The 19,940-nt window shown below is 66.4% G+C and carries 26 protein-coding genes; 18 read left to right on the top strand and 8 right to left on the bottom strand.

All coding sequences use genetic code 11. The features are described from left to right. Nucleotides 1–323: 323 nt before the first annotated feature. Nucleotides 324–920, top strand: coding sequence for a (d)CMP kinase (locus JNJ68_RS15865; protein ID WP_294983613.1), 597 nt, complete (start codon nt 324–326; stop codon nt 918–920). Nucleotides 921–926: 6 nt separating this feature from the next. On the opposite strand, the gene JNJ68_RS15860 is transcribed toward JNJ68_RS15865, so the two are convergent. Continuing rightward, nucleotides 927–1,268, bottom strand: a complete 342-nt coding sequence (locus JNJ68_RS15860; RefSeq protein WP_294983603.1) for a hypothetical protein — start codon at nt 1,266–1,268, stop codon at nt 927–929. Nucleotides 1,269–1,503: 235 nt separating this feature from the next. Between JNJ68_RS15860 and rpsA the strand changes: the two genes are divergently transcribed. From rpsA to JNJ68_RS15835, 5 genes are all read left to right on the top strand, one after another. Continuing rightward, nucleotides 1,504–3,183: a 30S ribosomal protein S1 gene (rpsA, locus tag JNJ68_RS15855; protein WP_294983600.1), complete on the top strand. Its 1,680-nt coding sequence runs from the start codon at nt 1,504–1,506 to the stop codon at nt 3,181–3,183. A gap of 174 nt (nt 3,184–3,357) precedes the next feature. Continuing rightward, nucleotides 3,358–3,639 (top strand): integration host factor subunit beta, encoded by a 282-nt coding sequence (gene ihfB, locus JNJ68_RS15850; protein WP_294983597.1) that lies wholly within the window; start codon nt 3,358–3,360, stop codon nt 3,637–3,639. Between the two features lie 70 nt (nt 3,640–3,709). Next, a complete protein-coding gene (locus tag JNJ68_RS15845) occupies nt 3,710–4,063 on the top strand; it encodes a LapA family protein (protein ID WP_294983595.1) in 354 nt (117 codons plus the stop codon). Then, on the top strand, nt 4,063–4,731 hold the full coding sequence (locus tag JNJ68_RS15840) for a phosphoribosylanthranilate isomerase (RefSeq protein WP_294983593.1): 669 nt from the start codon (nt 4,063–4,065) through the stop codon (nt 4,729–4,731). The genes JNJ68_RS15845 and JNJ68_RS15840 overlap by 1 nt, the downstream gene beginning before the upstream one ends. After that, nucleotides 4,728–5,180 (top strand): GNAT family N-acetyltransferase, encoded by a 453-nt coding sequence (locus tag JNJ68_RS15835; protein WP_294983590.1) that lies wholly within the window; start codon nt 4,728–4,730, stop codon nt 5,178–5,180. The genes JNJ68_RS15840 and JNJ68_RS15835 overlap by 4 nt, the downstream gene beginning before the upstream one ends. Before the next feature lie 2 nt (nt 5,181–5,182). Here JNJ68_RS15835 and JNJ68_RS15830 read toward each other — a convergent pair whose 3' ends face one another. After that, complete coding sequence (locus tag JNJ68_RS15830; RefSeq protein WP_294983587.1) at nt 5,183–5,656, bottom strand: hypothetical protein; 474 nt, start codon at nt 5,654–5,656, stop codon at nt 5,183–5,185. Nucleotides 5,657–5,778: 122 nt separating this feature from the next. Between JNJ68_RS15830 and trpB the strand changes: the two genes are divergently transcribed. Further along, nucleotides 5,779–7,011, top strand: coding sequence for a tryptophan synthase subunit beta (gene trpB / locus JNJ68_RS15825; RefSeq protein ID WP_294983584.1), 1,233 nt, complete (start codon nt 5,779–5,781; stop codon nt 7,009–7,011). Nucleotides 7,012–7,312: 301 nt separating this feature from the next. Continuing rightward, nucleotides 7,313–7,777 carry a PepSY domain-containing protein gene (locus JNJ68_RS15820; protein ID WP_294983581.1) on the top strand — a complete coding sequence of 155 codons (465 nt, stop codon included), beginning with the start codon at nt 7,313–7,315 and terminating at the stop codon, nt 7,775–7,777. A 106-nt stretch (nt 7,778–7,883) separates the two neighbouring features. Here JNJ68_RS15820 and JNJ68_RS15815 read toward each other — a convergent pair whose 3' ends face one another. After that, entirely contained in the window at nt 7,884–8,252 is a 369-nt protein-coding gene (locus JNJ68_RS15815) for a hypothetical protein (RefSeq protein WP_294983580.1), read from the bottom strand. A 57-nt stretch (nt 8,253–8,309) separates the two neighbouring features. On the opposite strand from JNJ68_RS15815, the gene JNJ68_RS15810 reads away from it, so the two are divergent. Continuing rightward, on the top strand, nt 8,310–8,846 hold the full coding sequence (locus JNJ68_RS15810; RefSeq protein ID WP_294983578.1) for a helix-turn-helix transcriptional regulator: 537 nt from the start codon (nt 8,310–8,312) through the stop codon (nt 8,844–8,846). Here the strand turns inward: JNJ68_RS15810 and JNJ68_RS15805 are convergent. From JNJ68_RS15805 to fsa, 3 genes are all read right to left on the bottom strand, one after another. Then, on the bottom strand, nt 8,835–9,227 hold the full coding sequence (locus JNJ68_RS15805) for a group III truncated hemoglobin (protein WP_294983575.1): 393 nt from the start codon (nt 9,225–9,227) through the stop codon (nt 8,835–8,837). The two genes, JNJ68_RS15810 and JNJ68_RS15805, sit on opposite strands and share 12 nt — an antisense overlap. A 40-nt stretch (nt 9,228–9,267) precedes the next feature. Further along, nucleotides 9,268–9,636, bottom strand: a complete 369-nt coding sequence (locus JNJ68_RS15800) for a DUF2237 domain-containing protein (RefSeq protein WP_294983573.1) — start codon at nt 9,634–9,636, stop codon at nt 9,268–9,270. Nucleotides 9,637–9,839: 203 nt separating this feature from the next. Next, complete coding sequence (gene fsa, locus JNJ68_RS15795) at nt 9,840–10,493, bottom strand: fructose-6-phosphate aldolase (protein WP_294983571.1); 654 nt, start codon at nt 10,491–10,493, stop codon at nt 9,840–9,842. A 144-nt stretch (nt 10,494–10,637) separates the two neighbouring features. Between fsa and JNJ68_RS15790 the strand changes: the two genes are divergently transcribed. Beyond that, nucleotides 10,638–12,797, top strand: a complete 2,160-nt coding sequence (locus tag JNJ68_RS15790; protein ID WP_294983610.1) for a primosomal protein N' — start codon at nt 10,638–10,640, stop codon at nt 12,795–12,797. 177 nt (nt 12,798–12,974) lie between these two features. Beyond that, nucleotides 12,975–13,607, top strand: coding sequence for a hypothetical protein (locus tag JNJ68_RS15785; protein WP_294983568.1), 633 nt, complete (start codon nt 12,975–12,977; stop codon nt 13,605–13,607). Here the strand turns inward: JNJ68_RS15785 and JNJ68_RS15780 are convergent. Further along, on the bottom strand, nt 13,604–13,906 hold the full coding sequence (locus JNJ68_RS15780) for a hypothetical protein (protein WP_294983565.1): 303 nt from the start codon (nt 13,904–13,906) through the stop codon (nt 13,604–13,606). The two genes, JNJ68_RS15785 and JNJ68_RS15780, sit on opposite strands and share 4 nt — an antisense overlap. Nucleotides 13,907–14,054: 148 nt before the next feature. On the opposite strand from JNJ68_RS15780, the gene msrA reads away from it, so the two are divergent. The 3 genes from msrA to JNJ68_RS15765 all read left to right on the top strand — a co-directional run bounded on the left by msrA (nt 14,055) and on the right by JNJ68_RS15765 (nt 16,142). Continuing rightward, nucleotides 14,055–14,708 carry a peptide-methionine (S)-S-oxide reductase MsrA gene (gene msrA, locus JNJ68_RS15775; RefSeq protein ID WP_294983563.1) on the top strand — a complete coding sequence of 218 codons (654 nt, stop codon included), beginning with the start codon at nt 14,055–14,057 and terminating at the stop codon, nt 14,706–14,708. Between the two features lie 93 nt (nt 14,709–14,801). Next, nucleotides 14,802–15,674, top strand: coding sequence for a 50S ribosomal protein L11 methyltransferase (locus tag JNJ68_RS15770; protein WP_294983561.1), 873 nt, complete (start codon nt 14,802–14,804; stop codon nt 15,672–15,674). Between the two features lie 120 nt (nt 15,675–15,794). Beyond that, nucleotides 15,795–16,142: a hypothetical protein gene (locus JNJ68_RS15765; protein ID WP_294983558.1), complete on the top strand. Its 348-nt coding sequence runs from the start codon at nt 15,795–15,797 to the stop codon at nt 16,140–16,142. Between the two features lie 108 nt (nt 16,143–16,250). On the opposite strand, the gene JNJ68_RS15760 is transcribed toward JNJ68_RS15765, so the two are convergent. Further along, nucleotides 16,251–16,454 (bottom strand): DUF1127 domain-containing protein, encoded by a 204-nt coding sequence (locus JNJ68_RS15760; protein ID WP_294983607.1) that lies wholly within the window; start codon nt 16,452–16,454, stop codon nt 16,251–16,253. 320 nt (nt 16,455–16,774) lie between these two features. On the opposite strand from JNJ68_RS15760, the gene ruvC reads away from it, so the two are divergent. The 4 genes from ruvC to JNJ68_RS15740 all read left to right on the top strand — a co-directional run bounded on the left by ruvC (nt 16,775) and on the right by JNJ68_RS15740 (nt 19,732). Then, nucleotides 16,775–17,284 carry a crossover junction endodeoxyribonuclease RuvC gene (gene ruvC, locus JNJ68_RS15755; RefSeq protein WP_294983555.1) on the top strand — a complete coding sequence of 170 codons (510 nt, stop codon included), beginning with the start codon at nt 16,775–16,777 and terminating at the stop codon, nt 17,282–17,284. Continuing rightward, nucleotides 17,281–17,955: a Holliday junction branch migration protein RuvA gene (ruvA, locus tag JNJ68_RS15750; RefSeq protein WP_294983552.1), complete on the top strand. Its 675-nt coding sequence runs from the start codon at nt 17,281–17,283 to the stop codon at nt 17,953–17,955. Before ruvC ends, ruvA begins: the two co-directional genes overlap by 4 nt. Next, the gene (ruvB, locus tag JNJ68_RS15745; protein WP_294983549.1) at nt 17,952–18,983 is read left to right on the top strand and encodes a Holliday junction branch migration DNA helicase RuvB; all 1,032 of its coding nucleotides are present in this window, start codon (nt 17,952–17,954) and stop codon (nt 18,981–18,983) included. Before ruvA ends, ruvB begins: the two co-directional genes overlap by 4 nt. 128 nt (nt 18,984–19,111) lie before the next feature. Then, nucleotides 19,112–19,732 carry a hypothetical protein gene (locus JNJ68_RS15740; protein ID WP_294983606.1) on the top strand — a complete coding sequence of 207 codons (621 nt, stop codon included), beginning with the start codon at nt 19,112–19,114 and terminating at the stop codon, nt 19,730–19,732. Nucleotides 19,733–19,940 lie beyond the last annotated feature (208 nt).

Genomic DNA, 19,940 nt, shown 5'->3' with positions numbered 1-19,940 from the left:
TGCCCTTGGCCATCGTGAAGTCTCCTCAAGTCATGCCGCCCGCGGGATGCGGCGGCTTGGCCCCGTCAGCTTGAAGTCGATTGCTGTGGCCGATGGTCGGAGACAGTGGTCGAAAAGATAACGTCGCGCGGGGAACATAGGGACATTCCTGACTGAATCCAAGCGGAAATCGCGGAAAATCTTTGGTGTCGCCCGGGTAGGAGCAGGGAATTCAAGGAGTTGGGCCGGCGGCGGATTGCCATCCCTCCTCCGGTTTCGCGAACCCCCTTCACGGGATGCCGTTTTCAAAATACTTCCGCAAGGTGCGGAGGCGGGCAGGTGTGATGATCTTCACGGTGGCAATCGACGGGCCGGCGGCGGCGGGGAAGGGCACGATCAGCCGGGCGGTGGCCGAGTGTTTCGGCTTCAGGCATCTGGACACCGGGCTGCTCTACCGGGCAGTCGGGGTGAAGGGAGGAGATCCGGCCAGGGCGGCCCGGGAACTGACGCCCGGGGATCTGGCGCGCGACGGCCTGCGCACGCTGGAAGCCGGGCAGGCGGCCAGCCGGGCTGCGGCACTTCCCGAGGTCCGCGCCGCGCTGGTCGATTTCCAGCGCCGCTTCGCAAGGTCCGAGGGCGGCGCGGTGCTGGACGGGCGCGATATCGGAACGGTGATCTGCCCCGAAGCCGAGGTGAAGCTTTACGTCACCGCCAGCCCCGAGGTTCGCGCGCACCGGCGCTGGCTGGAGGTCGGGGGCGACGAGGCCCGCGTCCTGGCCGAGGTGAGGGAACGCGACGCCCGCGACATGGGGCGGGCGGAGGCGCCGCTGAAACCCGCGGCGGATGCGGTGGTGATCGACACCAGCGCGATGGCGATCGACGAGGCTGTGGCGGCTGCGGTCGCGGTGGTGGCGGCGCGGCTGGGACCGGCCCCGGCGTAGCGGCGGTCAGCGGCGCGCGGCGGTCAGGCGCTGTGCGAGCCAGGCCAGCGCCAGTCCAGGCAGGGCAAGGACGGCCACCGCGACCAGGCCCAGCGGCAGGAGGCCGGCGCCTCCGCCGCTTTGCAGCGTCGACACGGTCAGGACTCCGACAATCGGCAGGAACAGAAGCCCGGTGTCGCGCAGCGGGCGGCTGTCGCGCGCAAGACCCAGTCCACCGGCGCACAGGATCGCCAGGCCCCACATCGGCCAGAAGGCGGGAACGTCCCAGAGTTCGCGCGGGTGGGCGAGCCATCCGGCGACGGACCACAGGGCGGTGCCAAGGACAAGGGCGAGCACGGCGTTGCGCATGGTTGCAGGAAACCCCAGGAAAGCGGCGGAAATGCGGAATGGACGTCGGCGAGGGCGGGGTTGAGGGCGGGCCGGTTTCCCTTGCTTCACCCGGCCAATGCGTCTATAGGCCGCCCATCCTGAAAGGACCAACAGCCGCCGGTTTCCCGGAGGGCTGTGTTTTTCCGTTCAGGGCCAAGACCGGCGGAGCCAACCGCATGGCCAGTGAAAACACGAGAAAAGGAAACTGATCTATATGTGCGCTAAAGCAAGCATGGAAGACTTCGAAGCCCTGTTGAAGGAAAGCTTCGAGATCGACACCCCGGAAGAGGGAACTGTCGTCAAGGGCAAGGTCATCGCCATCGAGGCGGGCCAGGCCATCATCGATGTCGGCTACAAGATGGAAGGCCGCATCGACCTGAAAGAATTCGCCAACCCCGGTGAGCAGCCCAACATCAACGTGGGCGACACCGTCGAGGTCTATCTGGACCGCGTGGAGAATGCGCGCGGCGAAGCCCAGATCAGCCGTGAAAAGGCCCGCCGCGAGGAAGCCTGGGACCGTCTGGAAAAAGCCTACGCCGCCGAGCAGCGCGTCGATGGCGCGATCTTCGGTCGGGTCAAGGGCGGCTTCACGGTCGACCTGGGTGGCGCTGTGGCGTTCCTTCCCGGTTCGCAGGTTGACGTCCGCCCGGTGCGCGATGCCGGCCCGCTGATGGGCATGAAACAGCCGTTCCAGATCCTGAAGATGGACCGTCGTCGCGGCAACATCGTTGTCTCGCGCCGCGCGATCCTGGAAGAGTCCCGCGCCGAACAGCGCGCCGAAGTCATCGGCAACCTGACCGAAGGTCAAGTCGTCGACGGCGTGGTCAAGAACATCACCGAATACGGTGCCTTCGTTGACCTGGGCGGTGTGGACGGCCTGCTGCACGTCACCGACATGGCCTGGCGCCGCGTCAACCATCCGTCGGAGATCCTGTCGATCGGCGAGACCGTGAAGGTCCAGGTCATCAAGATCAACAAGGACACCCACCGCATCAGCCTGGGCATGAAGCAGCTCCAGTCCGACCCGTGGGATGCCGTCGAGAAGATGTACGCCATCGGCACGGTTCACAAAGGCCGCGTCACCAACATCACCGACTACGGCGCCTTCGTGGAGCTGGAAGCAGGGGTCGAGGGTCTGGTCCACGTCTCGGAAATGTCCTGGACCAAGAAGAACGTGCACCCCGGCAAGATCGTCTCCACCTCGCAAGAGGTCGAGGTCATGGTGCTGGAAATCGACAGCGCCAAGCGTCGCGTTTCGCTGGGCCTGAAGCAGACCCAGCGCAACCCGTGGGAAGTCTTCGCGGAAACCCATCCGGTCGGCTCGGCCATCGAGGGCGAAGTCAAGAACATCACCGAATTCGGCCTGTTCGTCGGCCTCGACAACGACATCGACGGGATGGTTCACCTCTCCGACCTCAGCTGGGACCAGCGCGGCGAGGAAGCGATCCAGAACTACCGCAAGGGCGACGTGGTCAAGGCCGCCGTCACCGAAGTGGACGTGGAGAAAGAGCGTATCTCGCTTTCCATCAAGGCTCTGGGCGACGACACCTTCACCGACGCGGTCGATGGCGTGAAGCGGGGGGCGATCATCACCGTCACCGTGACTGCGATCGAGGATGGCGGGGTCGAGGTCGAGTACAACGGCCAGAAATCCTTCATTCGCCGCTCGGACCTGTCGCGCGACCGCGCCGACCAGCGTCCCGAGCGCTTCCAGGTGGGCGACCACGTGGATGTCCGCGTGACCAACATCGACCCGAAGACCCGCAAGCTGGGCCTGTCGATCAAGGCGCGCGAGATCGCGGAAGAGAAGGAAGCCGTCGAACAGTATGGCTCGTCCGATTCGGGCGCCTCGCTGGGCGACATCCTGGGCGCAGCGCTGAAGGACCGCAGCTAGTTCGCGGCCTTTGCCCTGTGATTGAACGGAAAGGCCCCGCCACAAGCGGGGCCTTTTCCTTTCGGCCAAGTCCCCGTTTTCATTTGCCGTAACACGAATCCTGCCGCTATAGTCTTGCCAGAACAAGATCGTGGCGGTCGCTGCCAATCGGCCGAACCACAGGGGGGACTACGGATGATCCGTTCGGAACTGATCCAGAAGATCGCGGACGAGAACCCGCATCTGACGCAAAGGCATGTCGAGCGGATCGTGAACACGGTCTTCGAGGAGATCATCGAGGCGCTGGCCAAGGGCGACCGGGTCGAACTGCGCGGCTTCGGTGCCTTCTCGGTCAAGGCGCGCGACGCGCGGGTGGGACGCAACCCCCGCACCGGCGAAGCCGTCAAGGTCGACGACAAGAAGGTGCCGTTCTTCAAGACCGGCAAGCTGCTGCGTGACCGGCTGAACGGCAAGTAACGCCCCCTTTGCCTTGCGCCCGGCCGGGTTCGGGCTGATATTGTCCCTGAACTCTGGGGCACCGAACCGCATGATCCGATATCTTCGCCTGATCTTTCTTGCCGTGCTCGGCGTGGCCCTGCTTGTGGTCGCCCTGGCCAACCGGGCGCCGGTGCCGGTCCGGCTGCTGCCCGATGACATGGCCGCCTTGACCGGGCTGACCTGGGCGATGGAACTGCCGCTGTTCCTGGTCATCTTCGGCGGAATCATCCTGGGCGTGCTGATCGGCTTCGTCTGGGAATGGTTCCGAGAGCATGGCCACCGCGCCACCGCCAGCCAGAAATCGCGCGAGGTGACGCGGCTGGAGCGGGAACTGGCGGTCTTGAAGGATTCCACCTCGGTCCCGCCGAAGGACGAGGTGCTGGCGCTTCTGGACAAGCGTTGATGCAAGCGGTCCGGGTCAAGATCTGCGGGCTGAAGACGCCCGGCGACATCGCTGCTGCCGCGGCGGCGGGGGCAGGCTATGCCGGGTTCAACTTCTTTCCGAAATCCCCGCGTTATGTGACGCCCGAGACCGCGCGCGATCTGGCGCTGTCCGCGCCGGAAGGGTTGTGCAAGGTCGGGCTGGTGGTCGATGCCGACGACACCACGCTTGATGCCGTCGTCGCCGCTGTGCCGCTGGACATGCTGCAACTCCACGGCCACGAGAGTCCGGCCCGCGTGGCTGAAATCAAGGCGCGCTACGGTCTGCCGGTGATGAAGGCGATCGGCGTGGCGGTGGAGGCCGACCTTGCCCCGCTCTTGGATTACCAGCTGATCGCCGACCAGATCCTGATCGACGCCAAGGCCCCGAAGGATGCGGTCCTGCCCGGCGGGAACGGGCTGACCTTCGACTGGCGGCTGCTGGTCGGGCGGAAATGGCTGAAGCCCTGGATGCTGGCGGGGGGGCTCACCCCAGACAACGTCGCCCAGGCGGTCCGGCTGACCGGTGCGCGGCAGGTCGACGTGGCCTCGGGCGTGGAAAGCGCGCCCGGGGTGAAGGATCACGCGAAGATCGCGGCCTTCGTCGAGGCGGCAGAGGGTATCCGGGCCGGAGTGCCGATCCTGCGATGACGGCGGTTTCGTTCCGTGACGCCACCCGTGCCGACGTGCCCGCCATCGTGGCGTTGCTGACCGATGACCCCTTGGGCAGGGGGCGCGAGGGAGCGGACCCGCAGGCCTATCTTGCAGCCTTCGCCGACATTGCTGCAAACCCAATGCATCAGCTGATCGTGGGCGAGGCCGCGGGCCGGATCGTGGCCTGCGCGCAGCTGACAGTGCTTGCAGGCCTGTCTCGCGGCGGCAGCCGCCGGGCGCTGGTCGAGGCGGTGCGCGTCGTGGCTGACCTGCGGTCGCAGGGGGTCGGCGCGGCGCTGATGGCGGAGTGTGAAGTCCGCGCCAGGGCGGCGGGCTGCACGATCATCCAGCTGACCACCGACAAGAGCCGCCACGATGCGCACCGCTTCTACGACCGGCTGGGGTTCGAGACCAGCCATCTGGGCATGAAGAAGCCGCTGACCTGACCCTAGGGGAAGGTCGGCAGTTCGCCCAAAGCCTGCAGGTCCTCGTCGCTGATCTTGCCCCCGGCGGTGAAGGACTCCCCGTCCCACTGGAAGACCGGAAAGCTGAACCCCGGCCCGCCGAGCGCGAAGTCATGCACTCCGTCATGGCTGCCCGGCATGACGATCAGGAAACCGCCACCGTTGAAGATGCTGCGCCAGCCCGCGCCATCGGCGACCAGAAGATGCATATCGCCCGGAATGTCACCATAACAGGTGAGCGTGCTCGGCCCGCCGGGAATGACCAGAAGCTGCGCCGTCCCGACCGCCCCGCCAAGTTCGACCGGGGTCAGCGTGGGCGTCACCGCCTCATCGCAGGCATTGATCACCTGCCCGCCCTCGGCCTTCAGCCCCAGCGATGCCGCCACTTCAACCGCATCCGGTGCCGCTTGCGCCGCGCTGCCGATGATCATCAGCATCAGTGCCGCCAGTTTTCGCATCTGCCATCCCCCGCGTTTTCGTATGTTCAATCCAAGCGCGCGCCGGGCTTCAAGACAAGCCCCTGGTCTTTACGCCGCCCGGACCCACCGCTAGAGAAGATGGACAGCAACGGGGGTGCGCCATGGCCGAGGACGGGTTGAACAGCTTCATGACGGGGCCGGACGAGGCGGGCCGCTTCGGCCTCTTCGGCGGGCGCTTCGTCAGCGAGACGCTGATGCCGCTGATCCTGGAGCTGGAAGCGCGTTACAACCACGCCAAGACCGATCCGACCTTCTGGGCCGAGATGGACGACCTGTGGAAGCACTATGTCGGGCGTCCCTCGCCGCTCTACTTCGCGCCGCGGCTGACCGAACATCTGGGCGGTGCCAAGGTCTACATGAAGCGCGACGAGCTGAACCACACGGGCGCGCACAAGATCAACAACGTGCTGGGCCAGATCATCCTGGCCCGCCGGATGGGCAAGACAAGGATCATCGCCGAGACCGGGGCGGGGCAGCACGGGGTGGCGACGGCGACGGTCTGCGCCAAGTTCGGGCTGAAATGCGTGGTCTACATGGGCGCGCATGACGTGGAACGCCAGGCGCCGAACGTGTTCCGGATGAAGCTTCTGGGGGCCGAGGTGATTCCGGTGACTTCGGGCCGGGGCACACTGAAGGATGCGATGAACGACGCGCTGCGCGACTGGGTGACGAACGTCCGCGACACCTTCTACTGCATCGGCACGGTGGCGGGGCCGCATCCCTATCCGGCGATGGTGCGCGACTTCCAGTCGATCATCGGCAAGGAGGTCCGCTGGCAACTGGCGGAACAGGAGGGCGAGGGCCGTCTTCCCGACGTGGTGGTCGCGGCCATCGGCGGTGGCTCCAATGCGATGGGCCTCTTCTTCCCCTTCCTCGATGATCCTTCGGTGCGGATCGTCGGCGTGGAAGCGGGCGGCAAGGGCGTGGACGACCGGATGGAGCATTGCGCCTCGCTGACCGGGGGCCGTCCGGGGGTGCTGCATGGCAACCGGACCTATCTGTTGCAGGACGCAGATGGGCAGATCCTGGAAGGCTTCTCGATCTCGGCGGGCCTCGACTATCCCGGTATCGGGCCGGAGCATTCCTGGCTGCATGACGTGGGCCGGGCGGAATATGTCAGCATCACCGATGCCGAGGCGCTGGAGGCGTTCCAGCTGTGCTGTCGGCTGGAGGGCATCATCCCGGCGCTGGAACCTTCGCACGCGCTGGCGCAGGTGATGAAGCTGGCCCCGACGCTGGGCAAGGACAAGATCATCGTGATGAATATGTGCGGGCGTGGCGACAAGGACATCTTCACCGTCGCCAAGCATCTGGGCGTGACGATGACGGTCTGAGACCGGAACAGACCTGCAGTGGAATTCGGGGCCCGCGGCGAAACGCTTCGGGCCTTTCGCATGTGGCGATTCGGGAAAGGGGCGGCGCCCTGCCGTCTCACGCAGCCAAACTGGGCGGCTTCGCCTCAGGGTTGAGCATAAACTCGGGTTTATTCCCGCCAACCGGGGGCATAGGCCGCCGCAGGTAAACCTGGGTGCAATGGTCAGGCTGGACCGGGTGGGGCTTGATGGCTCCATGCTCTCGACGGCGGACCTGGTGCCCCTGGACGAGCAGGACCCGAGAACCTGAAGGAGATCCCGGATGAAACTGAGAACGAAACTCCTGTGCTACACCGCCGCTGTCGCCCTGTCCGCCGGCGCCGCCTTCGCCGCCATCGACGGCAACGCACTGGCAGACGACTACCTGGCCCAGGGCTACAGCTATGTCGAGGTGAAGGTCGGTCCGACCCAGACCAAGGTCGAGGCGATCAAGGACGGCCAGAAGCTTGAAGTCGTCTACGACAACGAGACGCTGGCGATCACCAAGCAGGAAACCGATGTCGCCGATGGCGATGATGCCACCAAGACCGGCAAGGAAGTGAAGACGGTCGACCACGACTTCACCGGCCATGACGACGACGACGATCATGACGATGATGATGATGACGACGACGACGATGACGACGATGACGACGATGACGACGATGACGATGACGATGACGATGACGATGACGATGATGATCACGGCGGTGGTCATGGCGGCGATCACGACAGCAACGACGATTGATCGCTTGATTTCGCTCGTCTGGAGGCCCCGGTCTTGCCGGGGCCTTCGGCTTGGAACATAGTTTCCGGGAAGGGGTCGGGTTAACCGGATGAAACGGCGGGAGTTCCTATCGCGTCTTGCGATCACCCTTGCGCTGGCTTCGCCCGTTGCCGCGCAGGAATACGTCGAAAGCATTGTCCGACAGTTGAGAAAGCAGGGCTTCCGTTCGATTGTGCAGGAGCGGACCCTTCTGGGTCGGGTGCGCATCGTGGCCGGCCGAACCGATGGCGAGCGCGAGATCATCCTCAACCCGCGGACGGGCGAAATCTTGCGCGACCTCTGGACACCGGCCGCGGGGGGCGACGGCAAGGTTCAGATCATCGACGATCATCCGGGTAGCGGTCATGACGATGACGACGATGACGACGATGACGACGATGATGATGATGACGACGACGACGATGATGATGACGACGATGACGACAGCAGCGGTCATGGCGGCAGTGGCGATGGCAATTGAACCGGTCCCGGAGCGGTCGACCCGGTTGCCGGGGTGAGACGCGCAGCACCCTTCATCGCGATCTTCGTGATCCAGGTGCTTTGCGCCTTCTTCTTCGTCTCCGATATCCTTTCATCGATGATCGGGTTCCAGACCGCGCCGATCAGCTGGGAAATGCGCGAGTTGCTGGAAATTGGCGCGGCCTTCGGCCTGATCCTGGGCGTGGGCCTGGGCGGCTGGATGCTGCTGGGGGCGCTGCGGGGCCGGACCCGGGCGGAGGAACGCCTGCGTCGGGCCTCGGGGGCCTTCGCCGACCTCCTGCAGGAGCGTTTCACCGAATGGGGGCTGACGCCTTCGGAAAAGGACGTGGCGCTGTTCGCGATCAAAGGGATGTCGACCGCCGAGATCGCGGCGATGCGGTCCACCAGCGAAGGGACGGTCAAGGCCCAGACCAACGCGATCTATCGCAAGGCGGGGGTCAGCGGGCGGTCGCAGCTGCTGGCGCTGTTCATCGAGGACCTGATGCGTGACGACGGGGCGGTGCGGCCGATGCCGGATCAACCGCAGCCGGTGGTCGTCTCAGCGAAGTGAGGGCGGCGTGCCTTCGGTGCCTTGCAGCCCGAACATCAGCCCCCGCCCGATGCGGCGGGCCAAGGCCGACCACTCCGCCGCGGTGCCGGGGGGCAATTCAAGCTTGAGGACACTGTCGAAGAGGCCGAGCCAGACCTCGAACATCCCCGGCCGGACGTTCCCCGCGTCGCGGTGGGCGGCCAGTGGATTCCCGTCGTAGACCCGTTCGTGCAGGATCGCGTTGCGCCAGAAGCGGGCGATCTTCTCCTCGTGCTGCGGCCAGTCGGTGACATGGGCGGCGAAGATCGGGCCGAGGCCGGGGTGCTGGCGGATGGCCGCATAGAAGGTCGCGACGACGCGGGCGATCTGGTCGGGAGAGATGTCGAAGCGGGGCGGGACCATGGGGGAGATGTCGCCTCGTGGCGGCCCGAAGTCCAGCCGGTCACTCGGTGGCGTATTGCCGCAGGATTTCCAGCGGCACCACGGCGAGGGTGGCCTGGTGCGTCGCGGCGAGGCTGACCTGCGGGGCTGCGCCTTCCTCATGCGCCTGGAGGAAGCGGGAGGCGCAGAGGCACCACCGGTCGCCGGGCTTCAGGCCCGGGAAGCCGTATTCGGGTCGCGGGGTGGAGAGATCGTTGCCCAGGTATTTCGACAGCGCCAGGAATTCCGCCGTCATCAGGGCGCAGACGGTGTGGAGGCCGCGGTCCATGGGACCCGTGTTGCAGCAGCCGTCGCGGAAGAAGCCGGTGACGGGGGCGGTGGAGCAGCGTTGAAGCGCCTCTCCGAGGACGTTGAGCGAGGGGAGTTTCATGGGGTCAGGATGGCAGGTCGGGGGGCGCCTGTCCAGCACTGTCCACGCGGGACAACCGGCGGACCTTAATGAAATCAATCACTTGCCTGTGGGCGTTCAGGACCTGTTTACCACCTTCTTCCGTCGATTCGGGTCCTGGCGGTAGTCCGGAGCTGCGCCCCGCAGGTGGGTGCAACCCGCCTGCGGACGCGCGATCCCCGTGCTCAGATGATCTTCTGGCCTGTCTTTGCCCAGTCCTTCAGGAACTGCTCCAGGCCCTTGTCGGTCAGGACGTGGTTTGCCAGCGCCTTGATCACCGAGGGCGGCGCGGTGACGACATCGGCGCCGATCATCGCGCAGTCCTTGACATGGTTCGCGGACCGGATCGAGGCAGCGAGGATCTGGGTCTTGAAGTCGTAGTTGTCATAGATCGTGCGGATGTCGCCGATCAGGTCCAGCCCGTCGAGGTTGATGTCGTCAAGCCGCCCGATGAAGGGCGAGATGAAGGTCGCCCCGGCCTTGGCGGCGATCAGCGCCTGGTTCGCGCTGAAGCAGAGGGTGACGTTGACCATGAAGCCCTCGCCCGACAGGACCTTGCAGGTCTTGAGGCCGTCCCAGGTCAAAGGCACCTTCACCGCGATATTCGGGGCGATGGCGGCGAGCTTGCGGCCCTCGGCGATCATGTCGTCGGCTTTCAGCGCGACGACTTCGGCGGAAACCGGACCTTCGACGAAGGAGCAGATTTCCTTGGTGACTTCCAGGATGTCGCGGCCGGATTTCAGGATCAGCGAGGGGTTGGTGGTGACGCCGTCGACCATGCCGAGGTCGTGCAGCTCGCGGATGGCGTCGACGTCGGCGGTGTCGATGAAGAATTTCATGGGGGTCCTCCGGTATTCGAATGGCGGGCGGTTGCGGTGGGTGCCGCGCGGGGGTTGAATGCTCTCGGGCGCGGGTTTACCCCAAACGGCCGGGCAGGGAAAGGCAAAGGGTTGGCGGAGCGGGTCTATCGGGCGGGCGAACTGGTGGGTGTGCTGACGACCGAGCCTTTGGGGCGCGTGCTGGATTATCGCGCGCCGGACGGGGGCTGCGGTGACGGGGATTTCGTCGAGGTGCCGCTGGGGCCGCGCCGGGTGCTGGGCGTGGTCTGGGGGCCGGGGGAGGGGACGTTCGACCCTTCGCGGATCAGGCCGGTGAACCGGCTGCTGGAGGCCCGACCGATGCGGGCGGAGCTGCGGGCGTTCCTCGCGCGGGCGGCGGAATACACGCTGACACCCCTGCCGGCGATGCTGCGGCTGGCGACGCGGACTCCCGGGTTGGGCGAGCCGCCTTCGATGCGGCGGGTGTATCGGCTGGCGGGGCCGGTGCCGAACCAGTTGACCGAGGCGCGGCATCGGGTGGTGGAGGCCTTGCGGGAGTTTCGCGGACTGCCGGTGACTTTGGGCGAGCTCGTGGAGGCGGCGGGCTGCGGGGCGTCGGTGGTGAAGGGGCTGGTGAAGCTGGGGGTGGTGGCGGAGGAGGATGCGCCGCGGGATACGCCCTATCCGCGGTTGCACGCCGACAAGGGGATGCGGCTAACCGGGGATCAGGTAGAGGCCGGGGATGCGCTGGTCGCGGATGTGGCGCGGGGGGCCTATGCGGCGACGCTGCTGAAAGGGGTGACGGGTTCGGGGAAGACCGAGGTCTATCTGGAGGCGGTGGCGGAATGTCTGCGGGCCGGTCGGCAGGCCTTGGTGCTGCTGCCGGAGATTGCGTTGACGGCGGAGTTCCTGACTCGGGTCGAGGCTCGGTTCGGGGCGAAGCCGGCGGAGTGGCATTCCGGGGTGACGATGACCGAGCGGCGCCGGCTGTGGAAGATGGCGGCGGAGGGCGAGGCGGGGCTGGTGGTGGGCGCGCGGTCGGCCTTGTTCCTGCCGTTCCGCGACCTGGGGCTGGTGGTGGTGGATGAGGAGCATGACACCTCCTACAAGCAGGAGGACGGGGTGCTGTACAACGCCCGCGACATGGCGGTCTTGCGGGCGGCGATTGTCGGCTGCCCGGTGGTGCTGGCCTCGGCCACGCCAAGCTTGGAGACCTGGGCGAATGTCGAGGCGGGGAAGTACCGGCGGCTGGACCTGGGGTCGCGGTTCGGGGCGGCGGAGCTGCCGGAGATGCGGGCCATCGACATGCGCAGCGAACGGCTGCCGGGGGATCGGTGGATATCGGAGACTTTGGCCGCCAAGGTCGATGCGGTGGTCGCGCGGGGGGAGCAGGCTTTGTTGTTCCTGAACCGGCGGGGGTTTGCGCCGGTGACCTTGTGCCGGGCCTGTGGGCATCAGGTGGGCTGCGACCAATGCGACGCGCGGATGGTGGAGCATCGGTTCCAGAAGCGGCTCGTCTGCCACCAGTGCGGGGCGACGAAGCCGGTGCCTTTGGCTTGCCCTTCGTGTGGGGTCGAGGGGCGGATGGCGGCGGTCGGGCCGGGGGTGGAGCGGCTGGCGGAGGAGGTCGCGGCGCGGTTCCCGGAGGCGCGGGTGGCGGTGCTGTCGTCGGACCTGTTCGGCTCGGCCCGGGCCTTGAAGGAGAAGATCGCGGAGATTGCCGGGGGCGGGGCGGACATCATCATCGGCACGCAGATCGTGGCCAAGGGGCACAATTTTCCCCTCCTGACGCTGGTGGGGGTGATCGACGCGGATCTCGGGCTGCAGGGGTCGGACCTGCGGGCGGCGGAGCGGACGTTCCAGCTGATGCGGCAGGTCGCGGGCCGGGCGGGGCGGACGGCAGAGCGGAAAGGGGAAGCGTGGCTCCAGACCCACCAGCCGGAGCATCCGGTGATCCGGGCCATTCTCGGCGGCGACGAGGAGGCGTTCTGGGCGGCGGAGGCGGCGGAGCGGCGGGCCTCCGGCGTGCCGCCTTACGGGCGGATGGCGGGGATCATCCTGTCCTCGACCGATGTGGCGGAGGTGTTTGATTTCGGGTCCGAGCTGGCGCGGCGCTGTGATCCACTGCGGCGGATCGGAGCGGAGGTCTGGGGGCCTGCCCCGGCGCCGATTGCACGGGTCCGGGGGCGGCATCGGGTGCGGCTGCTGGTGAAGGCGGAGAAGGGCGCGCCGTTGCAGGCGGCACTGGCGGAGTGGCTGGCGGGGGTGAAGCTGCCGAGGGATTTGCGGCTGGCGGTGGATATTGATCCGCAGAGTTTTTTGTGAGGGGGTTGGCGGTAGGCGCAGCTACCTCCGGCGGGGATATTTGGGCAAAGATGAAAGACTTGGCGGGGCTGTGCTCGACGGGCGAGGCAGAAGGGTTTCGTCACAGACACTCCTTAAAAAGGCCACTTCTTGCCTCGACCGTCGACGCATGGTGCTAGGGCGCCCACCTGGCTTGTCGTGGAGACCGATGAAGTGGTTGTAAAGAAACTGGTTGCCGGAAAAAGAGCCGTACTGTCTTCCTTGGATGTGAACGGCGATGGCGTCGTGGACAGCAAAGATGCGGTCGTGGCGGCCAAGATCGTTGGCGCCGCTGCTGTTGGAGTCGGCGCGACCGCTGCCGCATCGGCATGGGCCGGTTCTGCAATCCTGATGACGGGCGCTGCAGCCGTCGCGGCGAAAGTGGGAGCTGTGGCGGGCGCAACAGCTGGTGGTTTCATTGCTGCATCGCTGGGAACGGCCACCGCGACTTTCTCGGTTGTCGCTGTTGGACCGGCAGGCATCCTTTTGGCATCGGCCTCCGTTACCAGCGCAGTCAGTGCAAAGCTGTTGGCCGTTTCAATGGGTGCCGGTGCATTGATCGGAAAGACTGCGTCGGGGGCTATCGCGGGGTTGCCAATCATAAAGGCCGCGGCGTTGAGCAATGCGGTCGCGGCGCACGAGATCATAATGATCGCGGGTGTACCGATGGCTGTCAGCACGGCTCTTGTGGCAGGGCTGATAGCGATAGTGATCGTCGGCGGCTACGCCTATTATCTTCTGACGACGGATCGTATCGAGGACGAAGCGTTGGGGTTGCCCGACCTAGCCTAGGCCGAGGACGAGGACCGCCACAGCCTCACCGGCGCTTTCGGGGCGCGTTTCAGCAACCCCTTCGCCTCCAGGTCCAGCTGGACGCATTTGACCCACCAGCCTGCGGTTTCGCCGCCGGGGAACAGGGTCTCGGAGAGGTGGGGTTTCACCGCCTGGATGATCTGGGCGGGGGTGAGGCCGGGGGGCCCGGACGGCGTGACGGCGAGGACGGCCTTGCGCATCTCGGCGTATTTGGCGGCGTCGACGCGGTAGGTCTTGCCGGGTTGGCCGACGTTCTGGACTTCGATCTTGTCGGTCATCGGGCGGCTCCTTTTCGAACCATCCTGCGGGCGGGGGCGGGCCGTGGCAACCGGCTTCAAGGTCAAGGCGCGGTGATCGGGGTGTAACCCGCATTGGGTTTCGCCGCCTCCGCGCTATATTCAGCGGCAGAGAAACGGAGGTCGCCAGATGTTCTTCACGCGCAAGTCGATGGAAATGGTCTCGCCGCAGGACGCCCTGCCGGGCCGGGCCGAGCCCTTGCCCACCGCGGAGGTGCATTTCCTGTCGGGCCTGCCGCTGAAATCGCCGGTGCCCGAGGGGATGGCGGAGGCGATGTTCGGCATGGGCTGTTTCTGGGGGGTGGAGCGGAAGTTCTGGCAGACTCCGGGCGTCTGGCTGACCATGGTCGGCTATGCCGGGGGCTTCACGCCGAACCCGACCTACAAGGAGACCTGCACGCAAGCGACCGGGCACAACGAGGTGGTGCGGGTGATCTATGATCCCGCCGTGATCAGCTATGAGGGGCTGCTGAAGCTATTCTGGGAGGGGCATGACCCGACGCAGGGCATGCGGCAGGGAAATGATGTGGGGTCGACCTATCGCTCGGGGATCTACACCTATACGCCGGAGCAGACTGCTGCGGCGGAGGCGTCGAGGGCGGTCTATGCCAGGGCGCTGAAGGCGGCGGGGATGGGACCGATCACGACGGAAATCCTGCCCGCGCCGGTGTTCTATTTCGCCGAGGATTACCACCAGCAATATCTGGCGAAGAACCCCGGCGGCTATTGCGGGGTGGGGGGCACCGGGGTGGCCTGCCCGATCGGGACGGGGGTGCGGGTCTAAAATTTTTCGACGAAAAATTTTAGACCGCGCCGGGGGCAACTTGCCGGGGGGCGGGCTTGCGCGTAAGGGCCAAGGCCAAAGGAGTGCCCGCCCATGCCAACCTATTCCGCCCTGACCACTCTGCCCGGCGAGGATGCCGCCCATGCCCTGGCCGCCGCGATGGAGCGGATGGAGCCGGAGCCCACCGGGGTCGGCGTCTTCGAGATCGAGGACGGCTCGGGCCTGTGGGAAGTGGGGGGCTATTATCTTGAGCCGCCGGATGCCGTGATGCTGGAGGTGCTGGCGACGGCTTTCGGGGCCAAGCCCTTCGCGCTGTCGGAACTGCCGGAGGTGGACTGGGTCGCGCATGTGCGGCGCGAGCTGTCGCCGGTGGATGCAGGGCGGTTCTTCGTGTTCGGCAGCCATGATGCCGACAAGGTGCCCGCGGGCCGGGTGCCGTTGCAGATCGAGGCGACGGTGGCCTTCGGGACCGGGCATCATGGCACGACGCTCGGCTGCCTGCTGGCCTTCGACCGGCTGCTGACGGCGGGCTGGCGGCCGGGCAAGGTGCTGGATGTCGGCTGCGGCACGGCAGTTCTGGCGATGGCGGCAGCAGCGACATTGCCAGAGGCGCTGGTCATCGCCAGCGACATCGACCGGGTGGCAGTGGACGTGGCCGAGGCCAATGTCGCGATCAACGGGCTGGAGGGCCGGGTCGAATGCCTGGAGGCCGCAGGTCTTGATCATGCCAGAATCACGGCCGCCGGACCCTGGGATCTGGTGTTCGCCAACATCCTGAAGGGGCCGCTGATCGAACTTGCGCCCGCCATCGCGTCTGGACTTGCAACCGGGGGTAGAGCTATCCTGTCGGGACTTCTCGCTGTGCAAGCAGATTCGGTCGCGGCGGCTTACCTTGCGTCAGGCTTGTCGCTCAACAGTCGTGACGATATCGGCGAATGGTCGACGCTGGTGCTACAAAAGTCCTGAAAACATGGACAATCCCACCCCCTTCCCGGCGTTGGCGGGGGGCGGAGTGGATGCGCCCCAATTTCGCCATATCTGTGCGGCAAAAATTTCTCATCAGGGCTGCTAACCTGGGTGAGCGAGATGTGGGTAGATCCAAACCTAAATGACTTTTACAGCCGCGTTTCGCGGATCGAGAAATCGCACGCCAAGGGCTACGGCTTCGAGGCGACCGGCACGGTGGGGCGCAAGGCATCGAGCCGCAGCGGGCGACGCCTGCTCAAGCTGGCCAAGCCTCTGGTGCTGGCCTTGCTGGTCGGCATCGGTGTGAAGGGTGTGATCCACTATTTCGTGGGTGCCCAGACCTATGAAAGCCGCGTGAGCGCGCTGGCCGCCGGACAGGGGTTCGATCCCGTCGGCGCCTGGCTGATGCATGCCGATCCCGCGACGCTGTGGGTCTCGGCACAGTTGCAGGCCGTTCTTCCCCGTTGATCCAAGACTGTTGAGTGGCGAATATTGATTGAAGAAGGGCCGCATCGGCAGATGCGGCCCCATTTTCCGTTTCCTGAAGTGTTCCCGGCCCAGCGAGCCGACAGTCGATCAGCGACCGATGACGTCCACGTCGCCGCGGCACAGGCCGATATCGTCAAGCTCACGGTCGGAAAGCTTGCTCAGTGCGTTACGGGTGACGCGCGCATCGTTCCAGGCCTGGAACGCGGCAACGGCGTTCGACAGGGCATTGATCGTGCGGTAGGTGGTGACGGCGCCGAGGGGCGCCGGGCGGGTCGTCTCGACAGCGGCCATGGCGTTCATCCTTGTTCTCATTCTGCTTAAACCGGAGGATCATTCCTCCATGCACTGCGAGATAATCTTGCTGCATGTGCAAAGCAAGCGATGGAATGGCATTGCCGCCATGCAGGCGCTGCATGACGTGTGTCGAAATTTTGTCAAACTTTACAGTCTGTTCTGGCGAGGAGTCCGGGGCGCGTCGCTTTTCTGATCTGCCCGGTCGTATTTTGCAAGTGCAAAATGAAGAGGCAGTTCCGGGCGGAGGAAGCGAAAGCCATTGGCGGATGTTCCCTTTTCGTGCTAGCCGTTGTGGTAGGCAGGAAAACGGGGACAAGATGCGGGTCATCGGGATAGATCCGGGGCTCAGGAACCTGGGCTGGGGGGTGATCGACGTGGCGGGCTCGCGGCTGGCCCATGTGGCGAACGGCATCTGCCATTCGGATGGGGGCGACGGCGACCTGGCGGCGCGGCTCCTGTCGCTGCATGCCCAACTGACCGAGGTGTTGCGGGCCTGGCAGCCGGAGACGGCGGCGGTGGAGCATACCTTCGTCAACAAGGATGCGGTGGCGACGCTGAAGCTGGGCCAGGCGCGGGGGATCGCGCTGCTGGTGCCCGCGCAGTTCGGGCTGGCGGTCGGGGAATATGCACCGAACGCGGTGAAGAAGACGGTCGTCGGCGTGGGCCATGCGGCGAAGGTGCAGGTCGACCATATGGTGAAGCTGCACCTGCCGGGGGTAAAGGTGGCCGGGCCGGACGCGGCGGATGCGCTGGCGGTGGCGATCTGCCATGCGCATCATGTGCAGTCCCAGGGCCGGCTGGCGGCGGCGGTGAGGGCGGCGGAATGATCGGCAGGATTTCCGGGCGGCTGGACTGGCGCGGGCCGGACCATGTGCTGATCGACGTGCGGGGCGTGGGCTATATCGTCCATGTCAGCGAGCGGACCCTGGCGGGCCTGCCGGGACCGGGCGAGGCGGTCAGCCTTTATACCGACCTGCTGGTGCGCGAGGACCTTTTGCAGCTCTTCGGCTTCCCGACCATGCTGGAGAAGGAGTGGCACAAGCTTCTGATGACCGTGCAGGGCGTGGGGGCCAAGGCGTCGATGGCGATCCTCGGCGCTTTGGGGGCCGAGGGCGTGGGTCGGGCGATCACGCTGGGCGATGCGCGGGCGGTGCAGGCGGCGCCGGGGGTGGGGCCGAAGCTGGCGCAGCGGGTGATCCTGGAGCTGAAGGCGAAGGCGCCGGGGGTGATGGCACATGGGGCCGGGTTGGCGGCCAAGGCTGGGGCCGAGGATGTGGTGATCGAGGAGGCGGCTCCGGCGCGGCGCAAGGTAGCGCGCCTGGATGAGAGCGCAATGCGGAGGGCGACGGCCTCGGCCGATGCGCTGTCGGCGTTGGTGAACCTCGGGTATGGGCAAGGGGACGCGGCGCAGGCGGTGGCGACGGTTTCCGGCGATCTCGCCGACGCGGATGCGGCCGGGCTTATCCGGGCGGCGCTGAAACTGCTGGCGCCCAAATGAGCGAACCAAACCCCGACCTGCGCGGCGATCGGTTGCCCGAGGATACCGACAAGGCGCTGCGCCCGCAGCTGCTGGGCGAATTCATCGGCCAGGCGGAGGCGCGGGCCAATCTCAAGGTCTTCATCGAGAGCGCCCGGATGCGGGGCGAGGCGATGGACCACACGCTGTTCCACGGGCCTCCCGGTCTGGGGAAGACCACGCTGGCGCAGATCATGGCGCGAGAGCTGGGGGTGGGGTTCCGGATGACCTCGGGGCCGGTGCTGGCCAAGCCCGGCGATCTGGCGGCGATCCTGACCAACCTCGAGCCGCGGGATGTGCTCTTCATCGACGAGATTCACCGACTGAGCCCGGTGGTGGAGGAGGTGCTGTATCCGGCGCTGGAGGATTTCGCGCTGGACCTGGTGATCGGCGAAGGCCCGGCGGCGCGGACGGTGCGGATCGACTTGCAGCCTTTCACCCTGGTGGGTGCAACGACGCGGCTGGGGCTCTTGACGACGCCCTTGCGGGATCGGTTCGGGATTCCGACGCGGCTGGAGTTCTATTCCGAGGCCGAGCTTTACGAGATCGTCGCGCGGGGGGCGCGGCTGATGGGGTTGCAGGCGGAGCCTGAGGGCTGCCGGGAGATCGCCCGCCGGGCTCGGGGGACGCCGCGGATCGCGGGGCGGTTGTTGCGGCGGGTGGCGGACTTCGCGCTGGTCGAGGCGGGGGGACGGATTTCCCGCGAGCTGGCGGACCGGGCGCTGACCCGGCTGCAGGTGGACCATCTGGGGCTCGACGGGGCGGACCGGCGCTATCTGACGCTTCTGGCCGAGAACTACGGTGGGGGGCCGGTCGGGGTGGAGACCATCGCGGCGGCCCTGTCGGAGCCTCGGGATGCCATCGAGGAGGTGATCGAGCCCTATCTGTTGCAGCAGGGGCTGATCCTGCGGACGCCGCGCGGGCGGATGCTGGGGGCGAAGGCCTGGCGGCATCTGGGGCTGGAGGCGCCGAAAGCGGCGGGGCAGGCGGACCTGTTCGGGGGGAAGTAGGCGGAGCGCTTCGCGCAAGGCTTTACTCTCGTCGTCGGGCTTGCGCCCTCCTCCTCGGGCGATGGGGGTTTCACCCCCAAACCCCCGAGGATATTTGTCCCAGTATGAAAGGTCGTGGCGGAGAGATCATGGGACCGGGCGAGATCGAGGCTTTGTTCACGCGGCGGGACGGGCAGTATCTGTTCGCCCGTTGGGGGCGGCCGGTCGTGCCGGTGGTCTTCGGGGTCGAGGACGCTTCGCTTGCGGTGTTCAAGGGAGCCATCGAGGCGGTGGTGGCGCTCGCCGGGCACCGGATGGCGGAGACGGACCCGGAGCTGGGGGCGAACCTGATGGTCTTCTGCTTCCGGGAGTGGGGGGAGTTGCTGGAGGTGCGCGACCTCGGGCGGCTGGTGCCGGAGCTGGAGGGGTTGGTGGCGCGGCTGGAAGGGGCGGAAGCGAACCAGTACCGGCTGTTCCGGTTCGATGTGGAGGGCGCGATCAAGGCGGCCTTCGTCTTCCTGCGGATGGATGCGGCGCTGGCGGAGATGCCGGCCGAGACGCTGGCGCTGGCCCAGGCGGTGCAGGTGATCCTCTTGTGGTCTACCCAAGCCTTCGACGGGACCTCGCCCCTGGCGCAGGTCGGCGACCGGGTGATCCTGCGACCGGAGATCGGAGCGGTGATCCGGGCGGGCTATGATCCGGTGCTGCCGGGGGTGGCAAGGGACCCCTCCCATGCGCTGCGGCTGGCGGCGCGGGTGGGGCTGGGGTGAGCTGTCCACGGTGGACAGGATTTTCAGGGAAGCGATTTCAAAGGGTTGGGCGTGGGCGTTCAGGGTTGGTTAACTCAAGTTCCAACTGCAACACTTGCGGTCGCCTTTTTGATTTCTTCGGCGAGGGCCTGGGCGGGTGTTTTCCAGCCCAGGGTCTTGCGGGGCCGGTTGTTCATGAGCCTGGCGATGTGGTCCAAGTCGCGTTGGC

The sequence above is a fragment of the Tabrizicola sp. genome (assembly GCF_016793705.1).
In the GTDB taxonomy this organism is placed as follows: Bacteria; Pseudomonadota; Alphaproteobacteria; order Rhodobacterales; family Rhodobacteraceae; genus Tabrizicola.
The sequence above is the reverse complement of the archived record's forward strand: the minus strand, read 5'-3'. Positions and strand labels throughout refer to the sequence as shown.